Raw genomic sequence first — 25,819 nt, 5'->3', positions numbered from 1 at the left:
GCCCCAGCGCCACCAACCGAAGGAGTTCGCCGTGACCAACCCCGGCCCCGTCCCCACCCCCAACGACTTCCCCGAACTCGACGAGTGGCGCTCACTCACCATCGACCAGCACCCCCAATGGGCTGAGCACCCCGACTTTACCTCCGTCATGACTGAGCTGTCCGCCGTTCCCCCGCTCGTCTTTGCCGGTGAGGTTGATCAGATGCGGGCAGACCTGGCCCGCGTCGCTAACGGTGAGGCCTTCCTGCTCCAGGGCGGTGACTGCGCTGAAACCTTTGCCGGTGCTACCGCTGACAAGATTTCAGGCCGCGTGCGTACCCTGCTGCAGATGGCCGTCGTTTTGACCTACGGTGCCTCCATGCCCGTGGTTAAAATGGGCCGCATGGCAGGTCAGTTCTCCAAGCCCCGCTCATCGAACGACGAGACCCGCGGCGACGTTACCCTGCCCTCCTTCCGCGGTGAAATGGTCAACGGCTTCGACTTCACCGCCGAATCCCGCGTCCACGACCCCAACCGCATGTTGCAGGGCTACCACACCAGCGCCTCCACCCTGAACCTGATCCGGGCCTTCACCAAGGGCGGCTTTGCTGATTTGCGCTCCGTCCACTCCTGGAACAAGGGCTTCACCTCCAACCCAGCCCACGCCCGCTACGAGGCTATCGCCGGTGAAATTGACCGCGCCATTAAGTTCATGGAAGCCTGCGGCACCGACTTCGGCCCCCTGAAGACCACCGACGTCTACACCGGCCACGAGGCCCTGCTGCTGGATTTCGAACGTGCCATGACCCGCATTGACTCCCGCACCCACCTGCCCTACGACACCTCCGCCCACTTCCTCTGGATCGGTGAGCGCACCCGCGGCCTGGAGGACGCCCACGTCAACTTCCTCTCCAAGGTCCGCAACCCCATCGGCGTCAAGCTGGGCCCCACCACCACCGCAGATGACGCTATGGCCCTGATCGATAAGCTGGACCCCAACCGCGAGCCGGGCCGTCTGACCTTCATCACCCGCATGGGGGCAGGCAAAATCCGGGAAAACCTGCCTGCCATCGTTGAGGGTGTGCAGAAGGAAGGCGCCAAGGTTGTTTGGGTGACCGACCCCATGCACGGCAATACCATTTCCGTACCCTCCGGTTACAAGACCCGCCGTTTCGACGACGTTGTGGACGAAGTCAACGGCTTCTTTGAGGTCCACGAGGCCCTGGGTACCTTCCCCGGTGGTATCCACGTTGAAATGACCGGCGATGACGTTGCCGAGTGCCTGGGTGGCTCTGACCCCATTGAAGAGGCAGCTTTTGCAGACCGCTACGAGACCCTCTGCGATCCTCGCCTGAACCACCAGCAGTCCCTGGAAATTGCCTTCCAGGTCGCTGAGTACTTGGCCCGCCGCTAACCGGGTGGAGAGGCTCAGCCAGACTGACATCCCAACTAGCTGACCGGTAGCACTCAAACGCGGCGGGGGCGTCCTTGAAAACTTCTCAAGGACGCCCCCGCCGCGAATTTTGTGGGTGAGGCTGGAGGGGCTTAGATCAAGAAGGTTGCCAGCCACCAGCCCAGGAAACTGGCAGCAACAAAACCTAGGAGAAAGAGCACCGCATAGGCGACCAACAGGGCCACAGAAGGGGCAGGACGCCAGGGCTCGGGAGTCCGGCGGGGATCGAGTGAGGCGGGGGGCTGGGCCGAATAGGTGCCTGCAGAAGCTGCCGGGGAGGCCTGGTCCCCCTGCCGCTGGTAGCCGGGTCGGGGGTTCCGGTAGGCGCCGCTGATACTGTCATAGCCTGCATCATCGGCTGGTTGCGGGCCCACTGATATATCGGTGGGCTCGTAGATATCAGCCGGTTCATCGGCAGCTAACTGGGCAGCCTTCTCGTGGTCTGTGGTCAGGGGCCAGTCTGTGGTTTCATCAATGAGGTCTTCTGCCTGGCCGTGGGCTGAAATCGGGGTGGAGCTGAGCACCCTGGTGCGGCCGGATCGTTCAGCAATTTCTGCGACATCATCCCACAGGGTAGTTACCGGGTGGTCGGCAGCTTCAGCCCGGTAGGCCTTCTCAGCCCGGGTGAGTTTCTCCTGGGAATCAGCTAAGGCCCGGTAGAGTTCAGTGGCGTCCTGGGGCCGGTCAGCCGGGTTCCGGCGGGTACACCAGCTGATGATTCCGGCAATATCGGGGCTGACCCCCGGCAGGAGGGCTGTCACGGAGGGGATATCGGTGTTGGTGTTGTGGTAGAGCACCTGCTGGTCGCTCTCTAGCCCGTCAAAGGGCATCCGGCCGGTCAGCATCCGGTACATGGTCACGCCAACGGCAAAAACGTCAGCGGCCGGGCCGGGGGCAGCCCGAGGGTCAAGAATTTCCGGGGCAACGTAGGCGGGGGTCCCCATCAGCTCGCCGGTGCCGTCCTGGTCAGCCCTGCGGGTCAACCCAAAATCTGACAGCTTGATGGTGCAGGCAGCCCCGTCTAGCAGGACGTTAGCGGGCTTGAAGTCCCGGTGAACTAACCGGTGGGCGTGAACCTCTGAGAGGCCCTCGACGATGGGCACCATCACCTCCAGCATCTCAGCCACCGACAAGACCGGCCGAAGTTTGAGTAGCTGGTGCAGGGTGCAGCCGTGAACATACTCCAGAACCAGGTACATGACCTCCTGACCCCGCACGACCTCACTGCCGGAGGCCACCACACCCACGACGTTGGTGTGTCTAATCTTCTGCAGGGCATTACCCTCCCGGAAGAACTTCTGCTGCTGGGCCGGATCATGGGCCAGGTGGGGGAGCAGAACCTTCACCGCCACCGGGTTGTTCGACCACAAATCAACAGCATGGAAAACTTCAGCCATGCCTCCTCGAGCAATGGGGGCACCTAAGGCGTAGCGGTCAGCAAAAGCGTGGCCGGTCAGCCACGAGGTGGGGGCGGTTCTCTGTTCACTCATCTCCCCACTATTGTAGGGGCAAAGCCCTGGGAGTTCCCTCAGAGAAAGAGAAAGCAGGAGACACCCCCCACCATAAAACTCTGCGGTTGCTAGTTCTCCCAGGCCAGGTTCTAGGGCACAATAGAGGGGTGACTGAAGAAAAAACCACTCAAGAAGTAATGGACCTGGTCGGCGATTGGCTCACCATCCCCGATATCGCTGAAGCCCTCGACCTCAAAGTAACCCGAGTCCACAACCTGCTAGCAGACGGCACCCTCCTGGCCCTGCGCGACCCGGAAACCGGCGTCCGGAAGGTTCCGGCCCTTTTCATGCGAGAAGACCGCGTGCTTGAGCCCCTCAAGGGGACCATCAGCGTCCTGACCGATGCGGGCTTTACCGCTGAAGAATCCATCGTCTGGCTGTACACTGCTGACGATTCTTTGCCCGGCCGCCCCATTGACGCCCTGATTGACGGCCGTAAGACCGAGATCCGCCGCCGCGCCTCAGCCCTGGCCTGGTAACCCAAATTTTTAGACCCCGCCCGGTTCATCCTGGGCGGGGTTATTTTTGTGGGGGCAAGGTGGGTTTAGTGGCTGCGGTGTAAGGCCTTGAGGGCAATGGCGTGCAGGGCAGCACCAACCTCCGGGGCAATAGGCAGAGCAGCGAGGGCCTCCAGGGCCTGCTCACTCTTGTGGGCGATTAGGACTTCAACCTCATCGAGGGCCCCGCTGGTTCGCATGAGCTGCTGGATCTGAGCAATGGTTGCCGCATCGAGGTCGGGCTTACCTAGGGACGCCTCAAGGTGGGCCCGGGCGGGCTCATCAGTTTTCATGGCGGTGAAGGCGGTCAGGACGGTCCGCTTGCCCTCGCGTAAGTCATCGCCAGCAGGCTTGCCGGTGGTTTCTGGTTCCCCGAAGACCCCCAGGACGTCGTCCCGCAGCTGGAAGCCCTCACCCAGGGGCAGGGCAAAGGCCCGGTAGCCGGCAACCAGCTCCGACGGATGGCCATGCTGCAGACCTAGGCCCAGGGCACCGCCTAGGGCAACGGGGTGCTCGCAGGAATACTTAGCTGACTTGTAGCGGATCACATTCAGGGCCCGTTCCAGGGCAACCTGGGGTTCTTCCTCGGGCACCACTTCACCCACAATATCTAGGTACTGCCCGGCCATCACTTCGGTGCGCATCAGGTCAAAGATAAAGCGGGCCTCACTGGTAGCGGTCAGCTCAGGGATGGAGGAAAAGACCATCTCAGACCAGGAGAGGCAGAGGTCCCCGGCAAGAATCGCGCTGGAGATACCGAAGGTAGCCGGGTCGGTTTTGTAGGCCCGGTCGGTGTGCATGGCTTCAAACCTGCGGTGGACGGACGGGGCCCCCCGGCGGGTATCTGAAGCGTCAATAATATCGTCGTGAATGAGGGCTGCCGTCTGGAAGAGCTCAATGGCCAGCCCGGCCTTGACGATGGATTCAGCCAACTCAGCCCCACCCGCGCCGCGGTAGCCCCAGTAGGCCAGTAGCGCTCGCAGGCGCTTTCCTCCGGTGGAGAGGGCTTCAATGGAGTCAATCAGGGGCAGGGTTTCTGTAGAGACATGGGCCATGATCTCTCGTTGGGTGGCGAAGAAGCTACCCATCTCTGTTTCAAGGGCAGCGAGGTAACGAGAGGTTTCGTCGGCTGTGGGGGAGGATGCGGAGTTCATGGCTTCCTTGAGTGGGGTGACCTGGTGTTCTTTAGTGTAGTTGAAAAGTGTGGTGCTTGGCCGGTTTCTGCCCTAAACTAAATTAGAACATATTTTCGATTATGCTGGGTGGGATGGCGAAAGGAGGGCGCTGTGCGTCAGGTGGCAAGTTCTGAGTCGGCTCGGGGGCGCATCATCATGCACCTTGACATGGACGCCTTCTTTGTCAATGTCGAACTGCTGAGCCAGCCCCAGTTGAGGGGGCAGAAAATTATTGTGGCCCGAAATTCCCCGAGGTCGGTCGTCCTCTCTGCCTCCTATGAGGCCAGGCAGTACGGGGTGCGCTCTGCCATGCCCCTGACCCGGGCCCAGCAAATCTGCCCCGGGGCTGTACTGGTGGAGCCCTCTGCCTCCTATCGCGAGTACTCAGCTGCAATCATGGCCCTTCTGCGGGAGGTGACCGACCGGGTGGAGCAGGTGAGTGTGGATGAGGCCTTTGTTGATTTGACGGGGGCGGTGAAGCATCAGGGGGATCCCGTACTCATTGCTCAGGGGCTGCGCGAGAGGATTGCCGCTGACCTGCACCTGCCCTCATCGGCCGGAATCGCCCCCACCAAATTTGTGGCTAAGATGGCCTCCACCGGTTCTAAGCCCAATGGTTTGTGGGTGGTGCCGCCCCACCGCGTCCAGGAGTTTCTTGATCCTTTGCCCATCGGAAAGCTCTGGGGTGTGGGGGCTAAAACTGCAGGTCAGCTGGAGGGCTTAGGGATCCACCAGGTCGCCCAGCTGCGGGAGTATGAGCTGGGCTGGTTGCAGGGCCGTTTTGGCCAGGCAGCTGGCCTCCACCTCTATGAAATGGCCCGGGGGATTGACCGCCGAGAGGTTGTGACCGAGCGGAGTGAAAAATCCATCGGGGCTGAACATACCTTCGCCCAGGACCAAAGCGATCCCCAGGTTATTTCTGCTGAACTCTATGCCCTGTGCCTGCAGGTGGGGCGGCGTTTGCGGGCTGCTGGCCGTCAGACCCGCTCCCTGAGCCTCAAGGTGCGCTACGGTGACTTTGAAACCCTCACCCGGGCCTGCCCCCTGCCTGAAGCCACCTCCTCAGGCCGTCTGATGTACGAGGCGGCCCTGGCCCAGCTGAAGAAAAGAGGGGTGATGGACGGTGGCGGAGCAGTCCCTAGGCCCCTGCGGCTGGTGGGGGTAAGGGCTGAAAAGCTTGAGGGGGAGGACGTTGGCATCCAGCTCTCCCTGCTCGGTGAAGACTTAGACCCTGGCAGTGCTGACCAGCGTCAGCGGTGGGGCGGGGCGGAGCGGGCCATGGATACCATCCAGCAGAAATTCGGGGCATCTGGCCTACTGCCGGCCCGGCTGCTTTCTGAACCAATCCATTCAGAAGGTCAGCGGCCCGGTAAATCCCGCTAGGGGCTGTATGAGGTATCGACGCAAAAATCGAAACGTTCGGGTGAAGCGGCCACCTGAAAAATGTAAGATAGGAGGGTAGGTGCCAGGGCAAGCATAGCCCCACCGCACGAGAGCAAGAACATTGCCGCTCTTGCCCCCAGTACTAGGAGACACCCATGGCGCTATCAGAGCAGGAACAAGCACTACTGGCCCAGCTTGAAAAACAGCTCAACGAAGACCCGGCCTTTAGCTCGACCATGACCGGGGCCCAGCCCGCCCTCGACCTTGCCCCCAAGGCTTCTGCCCGAAACCTCGTCATCGGGGCGCTGATTGCCGTGCTGGGTCTGGGCGTCCTGATCGCCGGTGTCTCAACCAAGCTCATTGTGGTTGGCGTCCTGGGCTTCCTGATTACCTGCGGTGGCATCTACTTCGCCACCCTCACCCCCAAGGCGGGGGCCAAAGCCACCGCCGGAGCGTCCTCCACCGCCAAGGCTTCAAAGGCCCAGTCCGGTAAATACTCAAATTTTATGCGTAACCTCGAAGATAAATGGGATGAACGTCAAGGCGGCTCCCGCCCCTAGGCTAAAACCTGCTCTGGGGTGCTCACCGAGACCCTCCACTTTTCACCACTGCCCGGCTTTTAGCTGGGCAGTGTTTGTTTCTGCTGGAAGAAAAGGCCTGAGAAGGAACGACCAGTCCTAGAGTCCTTCATGCAAAAACCTTGTGAAAACTCTCAAAAAGCCGGTAAATATGAGGGTTTTTGTGCCCATGGTGGTGCGGAGTGGAGTAAAGTGGAGGGGATAGAACAACACTGATGTAGTTTCTCCCGTCAGCCGGGAGTTTCCGAAGCAAGACTTAGAGGCGGTGGTGGAATGTTCCTCGGGACTCACACCCCGCGTCTGGACGTTAAAGGGCGACTTATCCTACCGGCAAAATTTCGGGACCAGCTTGAGCAGGGGCTCGTGCTCACCCGGGGCCAGGAACGCTGCCTTTATGTGTTCACGCTGGCAGAATTTGAACGGATTCACGAGCAGCTTCGCACAGCACCGCTCTCATCCAAGCAGGCCCGAGACTACATCCGTGTCTTCCTATCGGGGGCATCAGACGAGGTTCCAGACAAGCAAGGGCGTATCACCATTCCTCAGAATCTGAGGGACTATGCCGGTCTTGATAAAGAACTCACCGTCATTGGCGCAGGCTCACGGGCTGAAATCTGGAGTACTGACGCCTGGGAATCCTACCTGGCTGAGCAGGAAGAAAGCTTCGCCGAGACAGACGAAGAGCTCCTGCCCGGCCTCCTCCTGTAGGAACCGGCCCCACCCCCTAAAATATCGCACCAACCACCCAAACAGAGGAGCGCACCTTGACTCAGGTAGAGGACCTCTCACCCGGCAAGGAAGCCAAAGACAGGCACATTCCGGTCATGCTTGACCGCTGCCTGAACCTGCTCGCGCCCGCAATCTCCCGCCCCGGCGCCGTCGTCATCGACGGAACCCTGGGCATGGGTGGCCATTCAGAAGCCATGCTAGAACGCTTTGAGGATCTGACCCTCATCGGCATTGACCGGGACCCCATGGCCCATAAGCTGGCAGGGGAGCGCCTGGCCCGCTTCGGCGACCGCTTCATCCCGGTCCACGCGGTCTACGACGAAATCCCCCGCGCCCTTGCCGAAGCAGGCGTCAGCGAAGTTGATGGCGTCCTCTTCGACCTTGGCGTATCCTCCATGCAGCTAGATGAACGTTCCCGGGGCTTTGCCTACTCCTACGACGCGCCCCTGGATATGCGCATGAACACCACCGATGAGCTCACCGCAGCCACCGTCGTCAATACCTATGACGAACACGATTTGCGCCGCATCATCCGCCAGTGGGGTGAAGAAAAGTTCGCCGCCCGCATAGCCTCAAAAATTGTTGAAGCCCGCGCCAGCCGTCCTTTCGAATCCACCGGCGAGCTCGTCAAAGTCATCCAGCAGGCAGTCCCCGTTGCCGCCCAGCGCAAGGGCGGGCACCCCGCCAAGCGAACCTTCCAGGCCCTGAGAATCGAGGTCAACCACGAACTCGACGCCCTCGAACGGGCAATTCCCGCAGCCATCGACGCCCTCAACCTCGGCGGACGCTGCGTTGCCATGAGCTACCACAGCCTCGAAGACAAAATCGTCAAGCGAGCCTTTACCAGCCGCGCAACCTCCAGCGCACCCAAGGGCTTCCCCGTTGAACTTGAAGAACACAAACCTGAACTCAAGATCATCACCCGCGGGGCAGAACCCCCCACCGAAGCAGAAATAGAAGAGAACTCACGAGCCGCATCAGCTAAGCTCCGAGCCGCAGAAAAAATCAAAACCACTAAGGCACCACGATGAGCGCGGAACCCCGTTTCCCCCACTCCACCGGAGACGCCACCCAGGGCAGCAGTAAACCCAGGCTGACCCTGGTCAAAGGCGACGGTAACGGCGCACCCCGCCCCGCCCGTCGTCCGCTCTCCCGTGCCCGCTACGTCCGCGCCTACGACAACCGTTGGCGGGTCTTCTTCGGCCTCGGCGCCCTCCTCTTCTCACTGATCGTCGTCCTTAGCCTGAGTATTACCATGGCCTCCCGCCAATACGAACTGGTTGACCTTCGCGCCCAGGAACAGGCCCTGATCCAAAGCAACGAAGCCCTCGCCCAGGAAATCGAATTCCACCAGGCCCCCCAAGACCTTGCAATCCGCGCCAGCCAACTCGGCCTCGTCGCCGCCTCAAGCCAGGCAACCATTGACCTGAATACCGGCGAAATTAGCGGTATCCCCATGGCCGTCACCGGGGAAGATCCAGCCACCAAAAACCTCATCTCCCCACCTGCCCTCGCTGATACCAAAGCCTACGAAGAAGCAAGTGCCCGGGCTGAAGAACAACGTAAGAAGGAAGAAGCCGAAGCCAAGGCTAAGCAAGAAGCCGAAGCGAAAGCCTCAAGCGATCCCAGCGCACCAGCCCCGCAACCTAGCCAGAGTGGCCAATAACCACCAGCGTCCACCAGGTGCCTGCCCCAACGGTAGGCACCTGGTGAATTCTCACCGGCTGATCAACGCGCAAACCTGACGAACCACAAAAGAGGAAACTAGAGAAGGGGGCCCCGTGAGCGGGAAGCAGCATCCAACACCAGTGGATGAAATCCAACGCGGCATCAACCGCCGGGGCTTCATCGCAGGCACCATAGCCCTCGCCGGCCTCGGGGCGGTCGGAGCAAAAATGGCCTACCTGCAGGGCCTTGACCCCAACGGACTTGCCGAAACAGCCCGCTCCAACCGCACCCGCGTCCAAACCATCCCGGCCCTGCGCGGTGAAATCCTCGACATCAACGGGAACGTGCTGGCCCGCAGCGTCCAGCGATACAACATCACCGTTGACCAAAGCGCCGTCTCCACCTTTGAACGCCGGGTGCCAGGAACCCGCGACGAATACGTTTCAGTGAGCCCCACCCAACTGGTCTACGAACTCGCTGACATCCTCAAAATGAACGACGCTGACGTCAAAGCAGCCCTGGACGGGGACCGCAAATACTGGATCGTCAAAGAAAACGTCACACCCGAAATCTTCAACAAGGTCGATGAGTTAGAGGCCCCCTTCATCTACGGGGAAATTCTCTCCGACCGGAAATACCCCAACGGCATGGTCGCCGGATCAGTCGTTGGCCGCTACTCCGTGATTGAAGAAGCTGTCGAAGGAAGCCCTACTGAAACCCGCACCAGCAATAACTCGGTAGGTATCGAACGGACCATGGGCAAGGAACTAGCTGGCGTTGACGGCCACCGGACCTACGAGATTTCAGCTGACGGCATCCGTATCCCCATCGGCAAAGAATCCATCACTCCGGCCCAAAACGGCAAGTCCGTGCGCCTGACCATTAACCAGGACGTCCAGTACTTCGCCCAGCAGATTATCGCCGCCCGGGCCCAGGAGCTCAAGGCAGAGTGGGGCACCGTCATCGTTATGGATATCCGTGACGGCTCCATTCTCGCTATGGCCGATTCCAGCACCATGGACCCTGGCTCCAAGGACTTTGAACTGGCCGATATGAACCCCCGCGCCATCACCCAGGTCTTTGAGCCCGGCTCAACCGAAAAAATTCTAACGACTGCAGCTGTCATCGAAGAAGGAATCGCCCAACCTGAAACGGTCTATGACGTACCGGCTGAACTTCACATCGACAACCAGATCATCACCGACGCCTTCGTCCACCCGGCCCAGAAACGTACCGTCGCAGGTATCATTGCCGACTCCATGAACACCGGCACTGTCATGATGGGGAGCAAGCTCAGCAAAGAACAGCGCTACAACTGGCTCAAAAAATTTGGCATCGGGGAATTCACCGGTATCGAACTGACCGGTGAATCTCAGGGCCTGATTCACGACTGGCGGGACTGGGACATCCGCCAGCAGTACACCGTCCTCTTTGGCCAGGGCGTTGCCCAGTCAGCCCTGCAAACTGCCATGATCTACCAGGCCATCGCGAATAAGGGCGTCATGCTCAAGCCCCGTATCGTGGACGCGGTCATCGACACCGACGGCACAGAAGAAGTCCGACCCATCGCAGAAGGCACCCGGATTATCAGCGAAGACACCGCCCGCAAGACCCTGCAAGTGATGGAATCAGTGGTCTACCAGGGCGGTGCCAAAACTGCCCAGGTGGAGGGCTACCGGGTAGCCGGTAAAACCGGTACTGCAGAAAACGTTGGAGAGGGGTCTAGCACCTACGACGGCTGGACAACCTCCTTCGTCGGTGTTGCCCCCACCGAAAACCCGCGTTTCCTCGTCTCGGTAACCATCCATCGTCCGCAAACCACAGCAGCAGCCGTAGGAACTGCCGGAACAACCACCCAGTTCTCCAGCATTATGGAGAAGACCCTGCACATCTATAACGTGCCGCGCTCCACCACTGAGCCTCAGGAAACCCCTAAATTTGCCGAAGGCCACGATGAAAACGGCTAAAGTAGACCCTATTACATCGCACACCAGCCGGGAGGCCTGTTTAGAGCCGGCAAACCCCGGGTGCAACCGCACCGAATCAGCTAACGGGCATGATACAAGGCCGACTAGCGGCTCTGGCCCCGTTCTTACCACCTTGGAGGGATACCTTGACTGAGAAACCCCAGCTGAAGGGTAACGCCCAGACCCTGCGGCCAGCCCAGATCACCCCTCGGCCAGCAGAAGAGGTGGCAGGCTGGTTGACTGAAATTGGTCTGGATTCCAGCCTGGCCCAGATCTCAGACCAGCCTATTACCGGTATCACCCTTGACTCCCGTGAAGTCCAGCCCGGTGACCTCTACGTTGCCCTCGGCGGTGCCCGCGCCCACGGTGCCAGCTTTTTGTCCTCAGCCCTTGAACTCGGTGCCGTTGCCATGCTAACGGACGCTGCCGGGCTAAAGATTGCCCAGGGCTCTCAGGCCCTGCCTGAAGGGTTCAGTGTGATCGTTACCGACCAGGTTCGGAAAGCAATTGGCCCCTTGGCCGCCCGGATTTATTCCTCCCAGCCTGCCGGGGGAGCAGGACCCCGCCTGTTCGGTATCACCGGTACCAACGGAAAGACTACGAGCACCTACATGACCAACTCGATCATGCAGGCGCTGGGTCACACCACCGGTTTGATTGGCACCATTGAGATTCTGGCCGGTGGCCAGGCTATTCCGTCCAAGCTCACCACCCCTGAATCCCCCCACGTGCACTCCCTGATTGCCCTCATGCGTCAGCAGGGGATTACGAGCGCCGCTATGGAGGTTTCCTCCCATGCCCTGGATTATCACCGGGTTGACGGCGTGCGCTATGACGTTGCCGGTTTTACCAACCTGACCCAGGACCACCTGGATTTGCATGGAACGATGCAGAGCTACTTTGAGTCCAAGGCTGAGCTTTTTACTCCCGAGCGTACCCGTCGGGCGGTAATTACCGTAGACGATGAGTGGGGCCAGAAGATGGCGGACGTAGCCGTCAAGCAGTTGGGGACTTTGGCTGTTGTACGCCTGGCGACCAACTATGGAGCCGGCTATGCGGATGACCTGGCCGGGGCTCCCCATCTGGGCCAGCTGGATTGGGCCCTTACCCAGGTGGCCCGCGAAGGTATCGGGCATTCCTTTACCCTGCGGCGGGGGGACGGTTTTGAGTTGAAGAGCTCAACCCACCTGCCTGCGGACTTCAATGTTTCTAACGCTGCTTTGGCTGCCCTGATGGTATTCGAATCTGCCCAGAATGAGGTGGAACGGAGCAGGATTGTTGAGGTCTTGGCTCAGCCTGAGACCCTGACCCCGGTGGTTCCGGGCCGGATGCAGCTAATCTCAACTGAGCCCACCGCCCTGGTCGATTTTGCCCATAACCCCGATGCCCTCAAGCGGGCTTTGGAGGCGATTGAACCGGCCTCTGAAGACGGCAAGGTCATTATTGTCTTTGGGGCCACCGGTGAACGTGACCAGACCAAGCGTCCCCTGATGGGTGAGATTGCTGCAACCTATGCAGACCTGGTCATTGTGACTGACGATGACCCCCACGGGGAGGATCCGGCCCCCATCCGGGAGGCTGTGGCTGGGGGAGCCCAGGCCGCGGTGGATTCCGGGGCCCGGGCCCAGCAGGTGCTGAATATCGAACCTCGTACCCGGGCTATTGATGAAGCTATTGCCCTAGCTGGCCCCCACGATTCCATTCTGGTGGCAGGCCGCGGCCATGAAGTGGCCCAGGACGTTGCCGGAACCGATATTGAAATGGACGACCGGGTTGAAACTGCCCGGGCCCTGCTGGCTGCAGGTTTCTCCGTCCTTCCCGCCTACCAGAACCTCCAGAAGTAACAGAAGATAAACCTATGATTGAACTTTCAGCTTTAGAGATCGCAGAAGCCACCTCAGGTGCCCTGCTGGGGCTTGATGAGGCTGCTGCCTCCGCTCTGACCTGCACTTCTGCTACTACTGACTCCCGTGAAGTGGGGGAGGGCTGCCTTTTCTTGGCCAAGCCCGGAGAAGTGACGGACGGTCATCGTTTCCTCCCTGCTGCCTTTGAGGCCGGAGCACCTCTAGCTCTAGTTGAACGTGAGGTTCAGGACGCTTCGGGCCGAATCTACCCCTCGGTTCTGGTGGACGACGTCGTTCTGGCTATGGGACGCCTGGCAGCCTATATTGTCGCCCGCCTGCGAGAGCGTGGAGAAATCACGGTTGTCGGAATCACCGGTTCAGCTGGAAAAACCACCACAAAGGACCTGTTGGCTGCCATCTTCGGAGCCGAGGGCAAGACCGTTGCCCCCGTTGGTTCCTTCAACGGGGAGGTCGGGGTCCCCCTGACCGTTTTCCGGGCTGAGGAAGAGACTCGATACCTGGTTATTGAAATGGGAGCTGACCGTGTTGGCAATATCAAGTACCTGACCGACATGATCAAGCCGGACTACGGCGTCGTCCTCAAGGTTGGCACCGCCCATGCCGGTGAATTTGGCGGGGTCGATAATATTGAAGCGACCAAGGGCGAAATGGCTGAAGGGGTGAGCCTGGGGCTGGGCCTCAACATTGACGACTACCGGGTCCGCCGCATGATTAACCGGGCCTCTACCCCCGTCACCTACTTCGGCGTTGAAGGCCGGGAAGCTGAGGTGACCACCTCAGCCAACCCCGGTGTGGCGGAAAACAGGATTACTGCCACTAATCTTCGCACCAATGACGAAGGCAAACCTGTATTCACTGTGACCTTCCCCGAAGGGGAGTCTTTTGAAGTAGCCTCCCAGCTGATTGGGGAGCACCACGTCTATAACCTGCTGGCTGCAGCAACTGTTGCCTACCAGGTGGGTATTGCCCCCGAAGCTATTGTCCGGCAGCTTTCCACCAGCGGAGCTGCCTCCAAGTGGCGGATGCAGCGAACCGACCGCCCCGACGGCGTCACCGTCATCAATGACGCCTATAACGCCAACCCTGAATCTATGACCGCAGCCCTGCAGACCCTAGCCCAGCTGGGCCGTCTGCCCTCAACCAACCGGACCTGGGCCGTCCTGGGGGCCATGCTGGAACTCGGGGAGGCCACCCTTACCGAGCACGACCGCATTGGCCAGCTGGCTGTCCGCCTCAATATTTCCAAGCTCATCGCTGTGGGGGACATCGCCAAGCCTATCTACAACACGGCCCACCTTGAAGGCTCCTGGGGAAATGAAGCCACCTGGGTGGCCACCGCTGACGAGGCTTTTGAACTGCTCAAGGGCCAGGTAGAGCCAGGGGATATTGTGCTCTTTAAATCATCAAATGGGGCAGGTCTGGGTGTTTTGGGCCAACAGGTTGCCGACTATGAGGGAAACCTCACGGAAGATGGGGGCCAAACTGGAGCCCGTAGCTCTTGGCTGAGCGCCGGAGACTTTGTCCAGGCGCTAAACTCAACTAGTGGCGCTAAAACCGGCACCGATTCCCAAACTCCCACCAACGCATAAGAGGGAAGGCGAAGACACCACATGATTTCAATCCTGTTGGCTGCAGCTTTTGGCCTGATCATTTCGATTGCAGGCACCCCGCTCTACACCAAATGGCTGGTCAAGCAGCAGTTTGGCCAGTTTATCCGTGAGGACGGCCCGACCTCCCACCAGACCAAGCGGGGCACCCCGACCATGGGTGGCGTCATGATGATGATTGCTACCGTTCTTGGTTTTTTCCTGGCCCTTGGCCTCTCAGCCCTGCTGACGGGAACCAACCTGGCTCCGTCCGCTTCGGTCTTGTTGTCCATGTTCCTCATGCTGGGTATGGCTGGCGTTGGCTTTATCGATGACTTCCAGAAGATTTGGAAGAAGCAGAGTGAGGGCCTGACTCCCAAGGGCAAAATCGTGCTCCAGGGGCTCATTGGTACCCTCTTTGCGGTCGGTGCCCTGCTGATTAAGGACGAGCGGGGCTGGTCACCTGCCTCCTTCAACCTTTCCTTCACCCGCGATATCCCCTGGTTGGATTTGGCCTTTGCCGGGCCTGTGGTGGGCATTATCCTCTTCATTATCTGGGCCAACCTGATCGCGACTGCCACCACCAACGCCGTGAACCTGACTGACGGGCTGGACGGTTTGGCAACAGGTGCAGCCATTATGGTCTTTAGCGGCTACCTGCTGATTTCTATGTGGCAGCAGCAGCACCTGTGTGCCCCCGGCTCCCTCGATAATGTCTGCTATGAGGTTCCTGATTCAGGCCAGATGGCTATGCTGGCAGCCTCCCTGATTGGTGCCCTGATCGGCTTCCTCTGGTGGAATACCTCACCGGCAACTATCTTCATGGGCGATACCGGCTCCCTGGGACTGGGCGGTGCCTTGGCAGCTTTCGCTATCATCACCCGCACCCAGATGCTTCTGCCGATTATCGCCGGTCTCTTCGTCATGATTGCCCTCTCCGTGATTATTCAGGTGGGCTACTTTAAGATGAGCGGGGGTAAGCGTATTTTCCGCATGGCCCCCCTGCAGCACCACTTTGAACTCAAGGGCTGGACCGAAGTGAACGTCGTGATTCGCTTCTGGATTCTCGCTGGCCTCTTTGTGGCCATCGCCCTGGGCGTCTTCTACGGTGACTGGCTCCTGAGCAACGGAGGTGTCTTCTAATGCAGGCAAGCAATGCTAATCCCGTCTACGGGTATGAACGCCTGGAAAAGCTGACCCGCTGGGAGTCTGACTGGGCTGGCCTACGCGTGGTGGTTGCCGGTTTGGGTATCTCAGGTTTTTCAGCAGCCGATACCCTGATTGAACTGGGTGCCCGCGTGATCGTAGTCGATGGCTCAGATTCAGAAGCTACCCGCGGTAAGGCCGATACCCTCAAGATTGTGGGTGCTGCCGGTTCCGTCCTGGGCCCCGGTGCCATGGACTCCTTGCCCCTGGTCGAAGGAGAACCTGCTGACCTCGTGGTGACTTCTCCGGGCCTGCCCCCAACCCTGGGAATCCTTGCTGACGCTGTAGCCCAGAAGATTCAGATCTGGGGCGACGTTGAGCTGGCCTGGCGCCTGCGTCAACGCGAGGGACGTAAGACAGCCCCCTGGCTGGCCATTACCGGAACCAACGGTAAAACCACCACCGTAGGGATGACCGAATCAATCCTGCAAACAGCAGGCCACAAGGCAATTGCTGTGGGCAACGTCGGCACCCCTATCTTGGACGCCCTGCGCGACCCCGTTGACTACGACTTCTTTGCCGTTGAGCTCTCCAGCTTCCAGCTGCACTGGACCTATTCCATGTCCCCCCTGGCCTCAGTTGTGCTCAACGTGGCTGAAGACCACGTTGACTGGCACGAGGGCTATGACAACTATCTGGCCGATAAGGCCCGGATCTACGAGAATACCCAGGTAGCCTGCATCTTCAACGCCAACCAGCCTGAAATCGTCCGCATGGTCGAAGAGGCCGACGTGGTGGAGGGGGCCCGGGCCATTGGCTTCTGGGCTGACACCCCCTCCCTGTCTATGGTTGGTGTGATTGACGGCCTTTTGGTGGACCGGGCCTTCCTGGACGACCGCCGCAACCAGGCCCTTGAGCTAGCTGAGGTTGCAGACACCGGTCAGCTCCCCACCAAGCACACCGTCGAAAATGCCCTGGTGGCTGCAGCCCTGACCCGGGCAGCAGGTATCACCCCTGAAAAGGTCAAGGCTGGCCTTCAGAAATATGAACCGGGGGCCCACCGCATACAGCTGGTCGCCAATACCCACGGCGTCCTGTGGGTCAACGATTCCAAGGCCACCAACCCCCACGCAGCCAACGCTTCCTTGGCCTCCTTCAACCCTGTTATTTGGGTGGCAGGTGGCCTGTCCAAGGGCGTCACCTACGACGACCTCGTACTCGACCACAAGAGCCGCCTCAAAGCAGTTGTCGTGATCGGTACTGACACCGCCAACCTCCTGCAAGCGCTGGCCGAGCACGCCCCCGAGGTCAAGGTACATAACATCACCGAAAGCTCCCTGTTAGCAGATAAGACAGACGGCCAGGCCGTGATGAAACTTGCTGTAGCCAAGGCCCACGAACTCTCAGAACCCAATGACACTGTTCTCATGGCCCCAGCAGCAGCCTCCATGGACCAGTTCGTTTCCTATGCAGACCGGGGTAATACCTTCATTGACGCTGTGACCGACCTGGTCAACCAGCTCAACTCCTAATCAAACCTTGTGAGGGGAAATCAGCGCTTGAGCTGGTTTCCCCTCCTGCAACTGACGACCACCGTTCAAGACCGACCCGGGGCCTTCCCGTCCTCACCCTCGAAGACCACCCCCGAAGAGAAGAGAACCGATCCCATGAGCGTTGCCCAACCATCAAACTCCCGACGCCAGCCCGGCCACCTCCGCCGAGGCTGGAGGTGGCTGGTCCAGTTATGGGAAAATGCCCAGATTCGCTTAAGCACCATGGTGCTCACCGATGTGCCCATTGTGCTCACCGCAACCGCCCTTTTGCTGACCCTGTTCGGCATCATGATGGTGCTCTCAGCCTCCAGCGTTGAACAGATTTCTGCGGGGGCTAACCCCTTCGGCCAGGCTAAGTCTCAGACCATCTACGGGGGGCTGGGCTTTGTGCTCATGCTGGTGGTGGGCTATCTGGTGCCCGTCACCTGGTACCGCAAGCCCCTGACCCTCACCCTCCTGCTGGGTGTCGGGGCCGCCCTGCTGGTTGCGGTGATTTTCAGGGGTGAAAATATCGGTGGTAACCGAAACTGGTTGCCTCTGCCCGGTGGTTACTCGATCCAGCCTTCAGAGTTCGTCAAACCCCTGATGATCCTCTGGCTGGCCTCCGTCTATTCCCGCCAGGGCCGTCTGGACGGCGGCACCCCGGCCCAGAACATCTACAAGGGCCTGATGCCCGCTGTGCTGGGCTTCGGCCTGGTAGTTGCCCTGATTCTAGCCGGCCATGATGCCGGTACAGTGCTGGTCTACGGCATCTTCTTCACGGCTATTTTCATTGCGGCCAAACCCGCCCGGGAATTGATTATCGCCGCCTCCGGTCTGGCAGCTGTGGCTGCGATCGGCCTGGTGGTTGTGAGTGCCAACCGACTAGAGCGTATCCTCAACACCCTCATGTTCTGGAAAGAATGTGTCGAAGCCTCCTGCGACCAGGCAAACTCCGGCCTAGCTGCCCTGGCAACAGGCGGTTTCTGGGGGGTTGGACTAGGCCAATCCCGCCAGAAGTACAACTACCTGGCTGAGGCCCACAACGACTATATTTTTGCAGTCATCGGTGAAGAACTGGGGATGGTCGGTGGCCTTGCCGTCCTGCTCCTCTACGCAACCCTAATCTACTGCTCCATCCGGATCATGCTCCGCTCCTCTGACCTCTTCATCCGCTACGCTACTCTCGGCCTGATTGCCTGGATCGCGGGCCAAGCCCTGATGAACATCGGTATGGTTGTTGGCCTGCTCCCTGTTATCGGCGTCCCCTTGCCCTTCATCTCAGCCGGTGGTTCATCCCTGGTGGCCTCCCTGGCCGGGCTGGGCATCTTGATAGCCTTTGCCCGGCAGACCCCTCTGAACCCGATCATGGGGGAGAGCTCGGTCCCCATTAACGCAAAGGACGCGAAAGACCGGGCCCGCCGCCAGCGACTGGCAGATCTGGCAGCAGCTGAACAGGAAATCATCAACCGTGACCCCGACGGCACCGGCTGGACCCTCGATAAGTTCATGGCCCGCGTCCACTCCCTGGTAGACGGGAAGACAGACCCGCAGACCCGGACGGCAGCCCCCCGGCCGGTACGGGCATCAGCAGCCCACACCCGTCCTAGCTCAGCGACGGTTCGGCGCTCGCACACCCCCTCACCCACCGAAAGCGTGGAGGCCGCTAAAGCGCGGCGGTCGAGTTCTGTCAGTGGAGCCCGCCCTTCTGCCCAGGTGCAGCAGGCCCAGCAGGCCTACCAGCAACAAGCTGCCCAGAAGTCAGCGAAGGCTCCTACCCCGCAGGCTGATGTCGGTGCTTCCCACCCGCGCCGTCCTGAAGCTCAGGTGCCTGCCCCGGAACGTCGGGTGCCTGCTGGCCTGCGTACTATCCGCAAGGCCCGGCAGCTTCCCACCGATCGAAAGGGGTAAGAAGGCTCACTGAGAGCGGGGAGAATGTGTGCTTAGCCCCAACCCCGGCTAAAATAAAGGGGCATATATACCCCGAGGGAGTGAATACCTATGACCGAGGCACCGACCGTAGTGCTTGCCGGTGGCGGCACAGCTGGGCATATTAACCCCATGCTGGCCATAGCTCGAGCGATCCAGGAGCGCGAGCCTGCAGCCTCAATCTTGACTGTGGGTACCGAAGACGGCATGGAAGCCCGCCTGATTCCTGCTGCTGGGTACGAGATTGCCTATATTCCTCGGGTTCCCTTTCCCCGCCGTCCTAACATGGCGGCGCTGAAGTTCCCTGTGGCCTTTGTGCGTTCGCTACAGCAGGCCAAGAAGATCCTGACGGACGCTGGAGCTGACGTTGTGGTGGGTGTGGGCGGTTATGTATGTACCCCCATGTACCTGGCGGCCCATAAGCTGGGTATCCCCGTCATTATTCATGAGGCAAACGCTAAGCCCGGCCTGGCGAACAAGGTGGGGGCGAAGAAGGCTGCCCTGGTGGCAACTGCCTTCCCCGAGACACCCCTACCCGGGGCCCGAACTGTGGGTATGCCCATGCGGCAGAACGTTGCCAACCTGGATCGGGCCGCTGAGCAGGCAGGGGCCAGGGAGCGGCTTGGGCTGGATATTTCTACACCAACCGTGGTGGTAACTGGCGGTTCTCTGGGGGCTTTGAGTATGAATAAGGCCGTCTCAGAGATCATTGATGAGATTCATGAGGCCGGTTACCAGATGCTCCACATTACCGGCCGGGGCAAGGCCCTGAAGGACGCTCACGGCCAGCTCCGGGAGGCTCCCGGCTACAAGCAGGTTGAGTTTATTACCTCGATGGAGGACGTCTACGCGGCGGCTGACCTGATGGTGGTGCGCTCTGGCGCGGCCACCGTCAGCGAAGTGGCGGCAGTTGGTGTTCCAGCAATTTTTGTTCCCCTGCCCATCGGCAACGGGGAGCAGGCTTTGAACGCTTCCTCCCTGGTGGCTGCGGGGGCAGGGATCCTGGTGAAGGATTCTGATTTTACCGCTGAGTGGTACCGGGCGAATGTCCCGGCCCTCTTGGCTGATTCCGAACACCTTTCTCAGATGGCAGAAAAGTCCTATCAGCACGGTATCCGTGATGCCGCGTATGTAATGGCAGATGAAGTATTGAAGGCGGCCCGCGCATGAGCAAGTCAATGATGGATCTTTCGATCGACCTCCCCGCACCCTTGAACCCTCCTTTCCCGGAGCGTCCTGCTTTGGACCAGCTGGGTGCTGTACATTTTGTGGGTATCGGGGGCGCTGGCATGTCGGCCATTGCCCGCCTGATGCTGGCTGCCGGTATGACGGTCAGCGGTTCTGACCAGGCTGAAAGCCCGGCTGTGGAGGCCCTGCGCCAGATGGGGGCTAAGGTATCTGTTCCCCAGAGCGCTGAGAATATCGAGGGTGTTGACACCGTGGTGGTCTCTACCGCAATTAAGGAGGAGAACCCTGAGCTGGCAGCTGCCCGGGCCCGGGGGCTGCGAATCCTGCACCGGTCTGAGGCCCTGGCTGCGACCATGCGGGATGCAAAGGTGGTTGCGGTTGCTGGCACCCACGGGAAAACCACTACCAGCTCCATGATTTCAGTGATGCTGGACGGCCTCGGCTTGGCTCCTTCCTTTGCGGTGGGTTCTACTATTGCTGGCTATAACACCAATGCCCATCTGGGGGCTTCTGGCCCTGAGTCCTGGTTTGTGGCTGAAGCCGACGAGTCCGATGGCTCCTTTGTGCGCTACCGTCCTGAGATTGCGGTCATTACCAACGCTGAGCCTGACCACCTGGATTTCTATGGGACCAACGAAAGGGTCTTTGAGGCTTTTAACCGTTTCATTGCTTCCATGGCGCCCGGCGGTGTTTTTGTGACCTGTTCTGATGATGAAGGGGCAGCTGATTTGGCAGCCCGCGCTATCGACGCTGGCGTGCAGGTTGTCACCTACGGTGAGGGCGAGTCTGCCATGGTGCGGCTCACCGGCATTACCTCCGAGGGCACCGATTGTTCATCTAATCTGGTGTGGGACTTTACCCTGGGGGGAGTGCAGCACACCGGACATATCACCCTGACCCTGCCTGTTCCCGGTATCCATAACCAGCTCAACGCTACGGCCTCCTTTATCTGTGCCTTGATTGCGGGTGTGGCCCCCGAAGAGGCAGTGGCTGCCCTGGGCCGGTTCTCAGGCACCGACCGCCGTTTCACCCTGCGCGGTGAAGCGGCCGGGGTTAAGGTCTTTGACGATTACGCCCACCATCCCACCGAGGTCCACCGGGCCTTGGAAACCGGACGGACCGTGGCAGCTGGCCATAACCTCTATGTGATCTTCCAGCCCCACCTTTTCTCCCGCACTAAGGAATTTGCCGCCGAGTTCGCCCAGTCCCTCTCGCAGGCAGACCGCTCCTACGTCCTTGATATCTACCCGGCACGGGAACTGCCCATGGAGGGCGTTGCCAGCCATCTGATTACCGAGGCCGGGCACTCCGAGGTTCACTACGCCCCCTCAGCTGCTGAGGCCATCGAAGCAGTGGTTGCTTCTGCCCTTCCCGGTGACATCATTATGACTGTCGGTGCAGGGGATGTGACCGTTCTCGGGGCCCAGCTGGTGGAGCGTCTGGCGGCTAAAGAAAGCGCTGGAAACTAGTGGCTGAGGAGAACCAAGCCGGCGAGTCCTCACGAGGGAAGAAGCCTAGAATCCGCCTCAATTCCTCCAAGGTCTCCCAGCTCGATAGTCAGGTAGATAACCTGGTGGATATTCGGGCTAATAGTCGCTTTGCCCAGTGGCAGCAGGCCCAGGCCGCAGCCGAGGCTACCAAGAAGGATTCTCAGACTGAGGACGGCGGGGGAGCAGGGGCCCCGATTCCTTTGCGGCCTCGCAGGGCGATCTCCTGGAAGAAGATTGGGTATGCCGGGTTAGGTACTTTTCTTCTTGTTGCCCTCTTTGTGGTGGTCGTCTTTTTCTCTCCTTTGTTGGCTACCCGCACTATTACTGTGCAAGGAGCTAATCTGTTGGATCAGACGAGCCTGGAACAGGAGCTGCGCCAGCTGGAAGGTGTTCCCCTCACCCGGATTACGGAGGCTGAGGTTGCCCAGATTATTGGAAACGAAGAGCTTCTGTACGGCATTAGCCTAGAAGTGAATCCACCCCACGATTTGGTCGTGAAACTCCATGAGCGGGTGCCTGTTGCCGTTGTTGAAGAGGACGGAAAGTTCATCCTGGTTGATAACGAAGGGGCGATTCTGGGCCAGACTGCCTCTCCTGAAGCTGCCGGGGTTCCCCTGGTTGCTGGCGGCCTTGAAATTGTTGAAACAACCGCTTTTTCGACGGTAACTGGAGTTTTGGCCCACCTGCCGGGATCTATCTTGGGGCAGGTTGCCAAGGCGGAAGCCGATTCGGCCTCAAGCATTGCTTTGATTATGGCTGATGGGACCAGGGTCATCTGGGGCACCCCCGACCAAAGTGACCTTAAAGCTAAGGTTTTAGTTCAGTTAATGGAGTCTGTAGGTTCCCAACAGGCCGTTGAAACCTATGATGTGTCCAGCCCCCTGGTTCCTACGGTCAAATAGTATAAACCTCAGCTTGAGCTTTTTATTTTCCGGGTATTTTCCTGAAAATATCAGCCCATTTATGGAACCGGGGCGACAATAGCCCCGGGTCCTTGATAATCTTTCATTGATTGATTTATAGGTTTATTCCGAATCTCAACCTTCAATCAAAGGTTGGATTTGGTCTGATGTAAACACAAACAGTAGGGAATCCATGGATACAGCAGCTCCCCAGAACTACCTGGCAGTAATTAAGGTCGTCGGTATCGGCGGCGGTGGCGTCAACGCTGTCAACCGCATGATTGAGGTTGGCCTGCGCGGTGTAGAGTTCATCGCAATTAACACCGACGCCCAGGCCCTGCTCATGTCAGACGCTGACGTCAAGCTCGACGTTGGTCGTGAGCTGACCCGCGGTCTTGGCGCAGGTGCAAACCCTGACGTTGGCCGCCAGGCTGCTGAAGACCACGAGCAGGAAATCGAAGAGGTCCTCAAGGGCGCAGACATGGTCTTCGTGACCGCCGGTGAAGGTGGTGGCACCGGTACCGGTGGCGCCCCCGTCGTCGCCCGTATTGCCCGCTCACTCGGTGCCCTGACCATTGGTGTTGTCACCCGCCCCTTCACCTTCGAAGGCCGCCGTCGCTCCAACCAGGCAGAGACCGGTATCGCTGCCCTGCGCGATGAAGTTGACACCCTGATTGTTATCCCCAACGACCGTCTGCTCTCCATTTCAGACCGCAACGTCTCTATGCTTGATGCCTTCAAGTCAGCAGACCAGGTTCTGCTCTCCGGTGTCCAGGGCATTACCGACCTGATCACCACCCCCGGCCTGATCAACCTCGACTTCGCTGACGTCAAGTCCGTCATGCAGGGTGCAGGTTCAGCCCTCATGGGTATTGGCTCAGCTTCCGGTGAAGACCGCGCGGTCAAGGCTGCCGAACTGGCTATTGCCTCCCCCCTGCTCGAAGCATCCATCGACGGTGCTCACGGCGTCCTGCTCTCCATCCAGGGCGGTTCAGATCTGGGCCTCTTCGAGATCAACGAAGCAGCCCGCCTGGTTCAGGAAGTCGCTCACCCCGATGCCAACATCATCTTCGGTGCCGTCATTGACGACGCCCTGGGTGATGAAGCCCGCGTCACCGTCATTGCAGCTGGCTTTGACTCCGTCAACCCTGAGACCAACGCTAACAACAACAACGGCGCCGCTACCCAGGCAACCCGTACCCAGCAGGCTTTCGGTGGTAGCTCCTCAGCTGCCCCCGCAGCTGCCGGTGGTTTCGGCTCAGCCCCCGCTGGTAACAGCTGGAACAACAGCGGTAACGATGTTCCCACCAACGCAGGCTTTGACGTGGATCTGCCCCCGGTTGTTGAGGACTCCCCGGCCACCCGCCGCGACACCCTGGACGTCCCCGACTTCCTGAAGTAAAACCTGACAAGCCACACCGGTTAGACCGGCTAGGCTAGGGGGTGAAAGCTTATTTATCTAAGCTTTCACCCCCTTCAGTTTTGTGAGGACAGCACATAGGTATGGAAGATCTTCTTTTTTCCCGCGCAACAGTTTCAACAGCCAACGGATCGACCGTGCATGTGGGCTTCACCTCGATGCGGGCTGGCAACCTGGGCCTGCACGTCGGTGAAGACCTACCCGGCATCCTGGCAGACCGCTCAGCCCTGGACCGGGCCCTACTGGGCGAAAAGGCCAGCTGCGGGTTCACCTACCTGAACCAGGTTCACGGCACTACCGTGTACAACGCTGATAAGAGGCAGGAACTCAAGGGGTTGAGCCCAGAGGACATGCGGGCTGCAGCCCCCGAAGCAGATGCTGCCTCCAGCTTCGGGACTCCGTTAGCGATCATGGTGGCAGACTGCATTCCCCTGGTTTTTGTGGGGGAGCACCAGCAGACCGGGGCCCCAGTACTGGGTGTGGCCCATGCGGGCCGGAAGGGCCTGCTGGACGGGGTCATCCAAGCTGAAATCTCAGATATGGTCGCCCGGGGAGCAGGCAATATTAAAGCCTGGATCGGTCCTTCGATCTGTGGCCGCTGTTATGAGGTTCCCGAGCAGATGCAACGTGAGTCAGTGGCCCTGATACCCGAAGTGAAGTCAGAAACCTCATGGGGAACACCCGGCCTTGATCTACCTGCCGGGGCGGTGGCCGTCCTCAAAGAAATACCGCAGGTGACCTCAATTTCCCAAGAGCTAGCTGCCTGCACCTTCGAGACCCCGGACCTCTATTCCCACCGGGGCCATACCCAGCGCGGTGAAGAAGCCGGTCGGATAGCCGGCCTTGTATGGGTAGAAGCATGCAGTTCAGACCAAACCACCAAGGAGTAACCATGTCACTTACCGTCAGCGAAGAGCGCCGGGCAGAACTGGCTGCCAACTTCCGCGCTGTGCAGGACCGCCTGGCTGAAGCCGCCACCGACACCTCCGGGGCCCGCCAGCCTGATTCTGCCCAACCCGAACTGATCGTGGTGACCAAGTTCTTCCCGGCAGCTGATGCCGCCGCCCTCTATGATTTAGGGGTCCGCCGGGTGGGGGAGAACCGCGACCAGGAAGCCTCGGCTAAGGCTGCTGCCCTCGCTGAATACACAGGGGAAGCTGACCCCCTGCTCTGGTCTTTCATAGGCCAGCTCCAGACTAACAAGGCTAAGTCGGTGGTGCAGTATGCCACCGAGGTGCAGTCAGTGGACCGGCCCCAGTTAGCCGAGGCCCTGTCCAAGGCCTACCTCAACCGGCTTGCCCGCTGGGAGGCTGGTGAGGCTCCAGCACCTGCGGCCCATGCCAGCGGTGGGCTTCGCTGCCTGATCCAGGTGGGCTTGGACGAAACCGCCGCAGCAACCGCAGGCCAGGCTGCCCTGGGGGCCCGGGGCGGGGCGGATCCGGCTGACCTGCTGTCGATAGCGGAACTCATTCACTCCCTACCAGGCTTGACCCTAGGCGGCCTCATGGCTGTTGCCCCGCTGGGCCAGGACGCTAACGCCGCTTTCGAACGTCTCTATGGCTACTCTCAGAAACTCACCGCAGAATACCCTGAAGCCACCGAGATATCAGCCGGTATGAGCCATGACCTGGCAGAAGCTATCCGCTGGGGGGCCACCACTGTTCGTATTGGATCTCAGATTATGGGTGCCCGGCCCCAAGCCTAGGAATCTCAGCAGGTTCCGCGCGGGGCCGTCGAAAAGACAAGCACTATTTGATACCGTAAAATTTCAGGTGGACCTTGATATCAACCTCAAACGCCAGGAAACTAGCAGGGGCAGTT

At 59.9% G+C, this 25,819-nt stretch carries 21 protein-coding genes; 19 read left to right on the top strand and 2 right to left on the bottom strand.

Annotated features, from left to right (window positions below; translation table 11 throughout):
• Positions 1 to 31: 31 nt before the first annotated feature.
• Positions 32 to 1,393: a class II 3-deoxy-7-phosphoheptulonate synthase gene (locus tag ACMXX3_RS10020; RefSeq protein ID WP_421084565.1), complete on the top strand. Its 1,362-nt coding sequence runs from the start codon at positions 32 to 34 to the stop codon at positions 1,391 to 1,393.
• A 131-nt stretch (positions 1,394 to 1,524) separates the two neighbouring features.
• Here ACMXX3_RS10020 and ACMXX3_RS10015 read toward each other — a convergent pair whose 3' ends face one another.
• Positions 1,525 to 2,922 (bottom strand): protein kinase domain-containing protein, encoded by a 1,398-nt coding sequence (locus ACMXX3_RS10015; RefSeq protein ID WP_421084564.1) that lies wholly within the window; start codon positions 2,920 to 2,922, stop codon positions 1,525 to 1,527.
• Between the two features lie 158 nt (positions 2,923 to 3,080).
• Between ACMXX3_RS10015 and ACMXX3_RS10010 the strand changes: the two genes are divergently transcribed.
• A complete protein-coding gene (locus ACMXX3_RS10010; protein ID WP_237188690.1) occupies positions 3,081 to 3,422 on the top strand; it encodes an Rv2175c family DNA-binding protein in 342 nt (113 codons plus the stop codon).
• Between the two features lie 65 nt (positions 3,423 to 3,487).
• Here the strand turns inward: ACMXX3_RS10010 and ACMXX3_RS10005 are convergent, their stop codons facing one another.
• On the bottom strand, positions 3,488 to 4,594 hold the full coding sequence (locus tag ACMXX3_RS10005) for a polyprenyl synthetase family protein (protein WP_421084563.1): 1,107 nt from the start codon (positions 4,592 to 4,594) through the stop codon (positions 3,488 to 3,490).
• Positions 4,595 to 4,726: 132 nt separating this feature from the next.
• On the opposite strand from ACMXX3_RS10005, the gene dinB reads away from it, so the two are divergent.
• The 17 genes from dinB (at position 4,727) to ACMXX3_RS09920 (ending at position 25,703) form a co-directional block, all read left to right on the top strand.
• Positions 4,727 to 5,998, top strand: a complete 1,272-nt coding sequence (gene dinB / locus ACMXX3_RS10000) for a DNA polymerase IV (protein ID WP_421084562.1) — start codon at positions 4,727 to 4,729, stop codon at positions 5,996 to 5,998.
• A 155-nt stretch (positions 5,999 to 6,153) separates the two neighbouring features.
• Positions 6,154 to 6,558, top strand: a complete 405-nt coding sequence (locus ACMXX3_RS09995) for a DUF3040 domain-containing protein (protein WP_421084561.1) — start codon at positions 6,154 to 6,156, stop codon at positions 6,556 to 6,558.
• A gap of 291 nt (positions 6,559 to 6,849) precedes the next feature.
• Positions 6,850 to 7,284: a division/cell wall cluster transcriptional repressor MraZ gene (gene mraZ / locus ACMXX3_RS09990; RefSeq protein WP_421084560.1), complete on the top strand. Its 435-nt coding sequence runs from the start codon at positions 6,850 to 6,852 to the stop codon at positions 7,282 to 7,284.
• Between the two features lie 56 nt (positions 7,285 to 7,340).
• On the top strand, positions 7,341 to 8,336 hold the full coding sequence (gene rsmH / locus ACMXX3_RS09985) for a 16S rRNA (cytosine(1402)-N(4))-methyltransferase RsmH (RefSeq protein ID WP_421084559.1): 996 nt from the start codon (positions 7,341 to 7,343) through the stop codon (positions 8,334 to 8,336).
• Positions 8,333 to 8,971 (top strand): hypothetical protein, encoded by a 639-nt coding sequence (locus ACMXX3_RS09980; protein WP_421084558.1) that lies wholly within the window; start codon positions 8,333 to 8,335, stop codon positions 8,969 to 8,971. Before rsmH ends, ACMXX3_RS09980 begins: the two co-directional genes overlap by 4 nt.
• Positions 8,972 to 9,086: 115 nt before the next feature.
• On the top strand, positions 9,087 to 10,940 hold the full coding sequence (locus tag ACMXX3_RS09975; RefSeq protein ID WP_421084557.1) for a peptidoglycan D,D-transpeptidase FtsI family protein: 1,854 nt from the start codon (positions 9,087 to 9,089) through the stop codon (positions 10,938 to 10,940).
• A gap of 89 nt (positions 10,941 to 11,029) precedes the next feature.
• Positions 11,030 to 12,784 (top strand): UDP-N-acetylmuramoyl-L-alanyl-D-glutamate--2,6-diaminopimelate ligase, encoded by a 1,755-nt coding sequence (locus tag ACMXX3_RS09970; RefSeq protein WP_421084556.1) that lies wholly within the window; start codon positions 11,030 to 11,032, stop codon positions 12,782 to 12,784.
• Positions 12,785 to 12,798: 14 nt separating this feature from the next.
• On the top strand, positions 12,799 to 14,394 hold the full coding sequence (locus tag ACMXX3_RS09965; protein WP_421084555.1) for a UDP-N-acetylmuramoyl-tripeptide--D-alanyl-D-alanine ligase: 1,596 nt from the start codon (positions 12,799 to 12,801) through the stop codon (positions 14,392 to 14,394).
• A 21-nt stretch (positions 14,395 to 14,415) separates the two neighbouring features.
• Complete coding sequence (gene mraY / locus ACMXX3_RS09960) at positions 14,416 to 15,534, top strand: phospho-N-acetylmuramoyl-pentapeptide-transferase (protein ID WP_421084554.1); 1,119 nt, start codon at positions 14,416 to 14,418, stop codon at positions 15,532 to 15,534.
• Positions 15,534 to 17,069 carry a UDP-N-acetylmuramoyl-L-alanine--D-glutamate ligase gene (murD, locus tag ACMXX3_RS09955; protein ID WP_421084553.1) on the top strand — a complete coding sequence of 512 codons (1,536 nt, stop codon included), beginning with the start codon at positions 15,534 to 15,536 and terminating at the stop codon, positions 17,067 to 17,069. The genes mraY and murD overlap by 1 nt, the downstream gene beginning before the upstream one ends.
• Before the next feature lie 27 nt (positions 17,070 to 17,096).
• Positions 17,097 to 18,980 (top strand): FtsW/RodA/SpoVE family cell cycle protein, encoded by a 1,884-nt coding sequence (locus tag ACMXX3_RS09950; protein WP_421084552.1) that lies wholly within the window; start codon positions 17,097 to 17,099, stop codon positions 18,978 to 18,980.
• Between the two features lie 90 nt (positions 18,981 to 19,070).
• Positions 19,071 to 20,168 carry an undecaprenyldiphospho-muramoylpentapeptide beta-N-acetylglucosaminyltransferase gene (gene murG / locus ACMXX3_RS09945; protein WP_421084551.1) on the top strand — a complete coding sequence of 366 codons (1,098 nt, stop codon included), beginning with the start codon at positions 19,071 to 19,073 and terminating at the stop codon, positions 20,166 to 20,168.
• Positions 20,165 to 21,655: a UDP-N-acetylmuramate--L-alanine ligase gene (murC, locus tag ACMXX3_RS09940; protein WP_421084550.1), complete on the top strand. Its 1,491-nt coding sequence runs from the start codon at positions 20,165 to 20,167 to the stop codon at positions 21,653 to 21,655. Before murG ends, murC begins: the two co-directional genes overlap by 4 nt.
• Entirely contained in the window at positions 21,655 to 22,578 is a 924-nt protein-coding gene (locus ACMXX3_RS09935) for a cell division protein FtsQ/DivIB (RefSeq protein ID WP_421084549.1), read from the top strand. The genes murC and ACMXX3_RS09935 overlap by 1 nt, the downstream gene beginning before the upstream one ends.
• 193 nt (positions 22,579 to 22,771) lie before the next feature.
• Complete coding sequence (gene ftsZ, locus ACMXX3_RS09930) at positions 22,772 to 23,980, top strand: cell division protein FtsZ (protein WP_421084548.1); 1,209 nt, start codon at positions 22,772 to 22,774, stop codon at positions 23,978 to 23,980.
• A gap of 101 nt (positions 23,981 to 24,081) precedes the next feature.
• Positions 24,082 to 24,888: a laccase domain-containing protein gene (locus ACMXX3_RS09925; RefSeq protein WP_421084547.1), complete on the top strand. Its 807-nt coding sequence runs from the start codon at positions 24,082 to 24,084 to the stop codon at positions 24,886 to 24,888.
• 2 nt (positions 24,889 to 24,890) lie between these two features.
• Complete coding sequence (locus ACMXX3_RS09920; RefSeq protein ID WP_421084546.1) at positions 24,891 to 25,703, top strand: YggS family pyridoxal phosphate-dependent enzyme; 813 nt, start codon at positions 24,891 to 24,893, stop codon at positions 25,701 to 25,703.
• Positions 25,704 to 25,819: the final 116 nt, after the last annotated feature.

This window comes from Rothia nasimurium, assembly GCF_049068285.1.
Lineage (GTDB): Bacteria > Actinomycetota > Actinomycetes > Actinomycetales > Micrococcaceae > Rothia > Rothia nasimurium_I.
The sequence above is the reverse complement of the archived record's forward strand: the minus strand, read 5'-3'. Positions and strand labels throughout refer to the sequence as shown.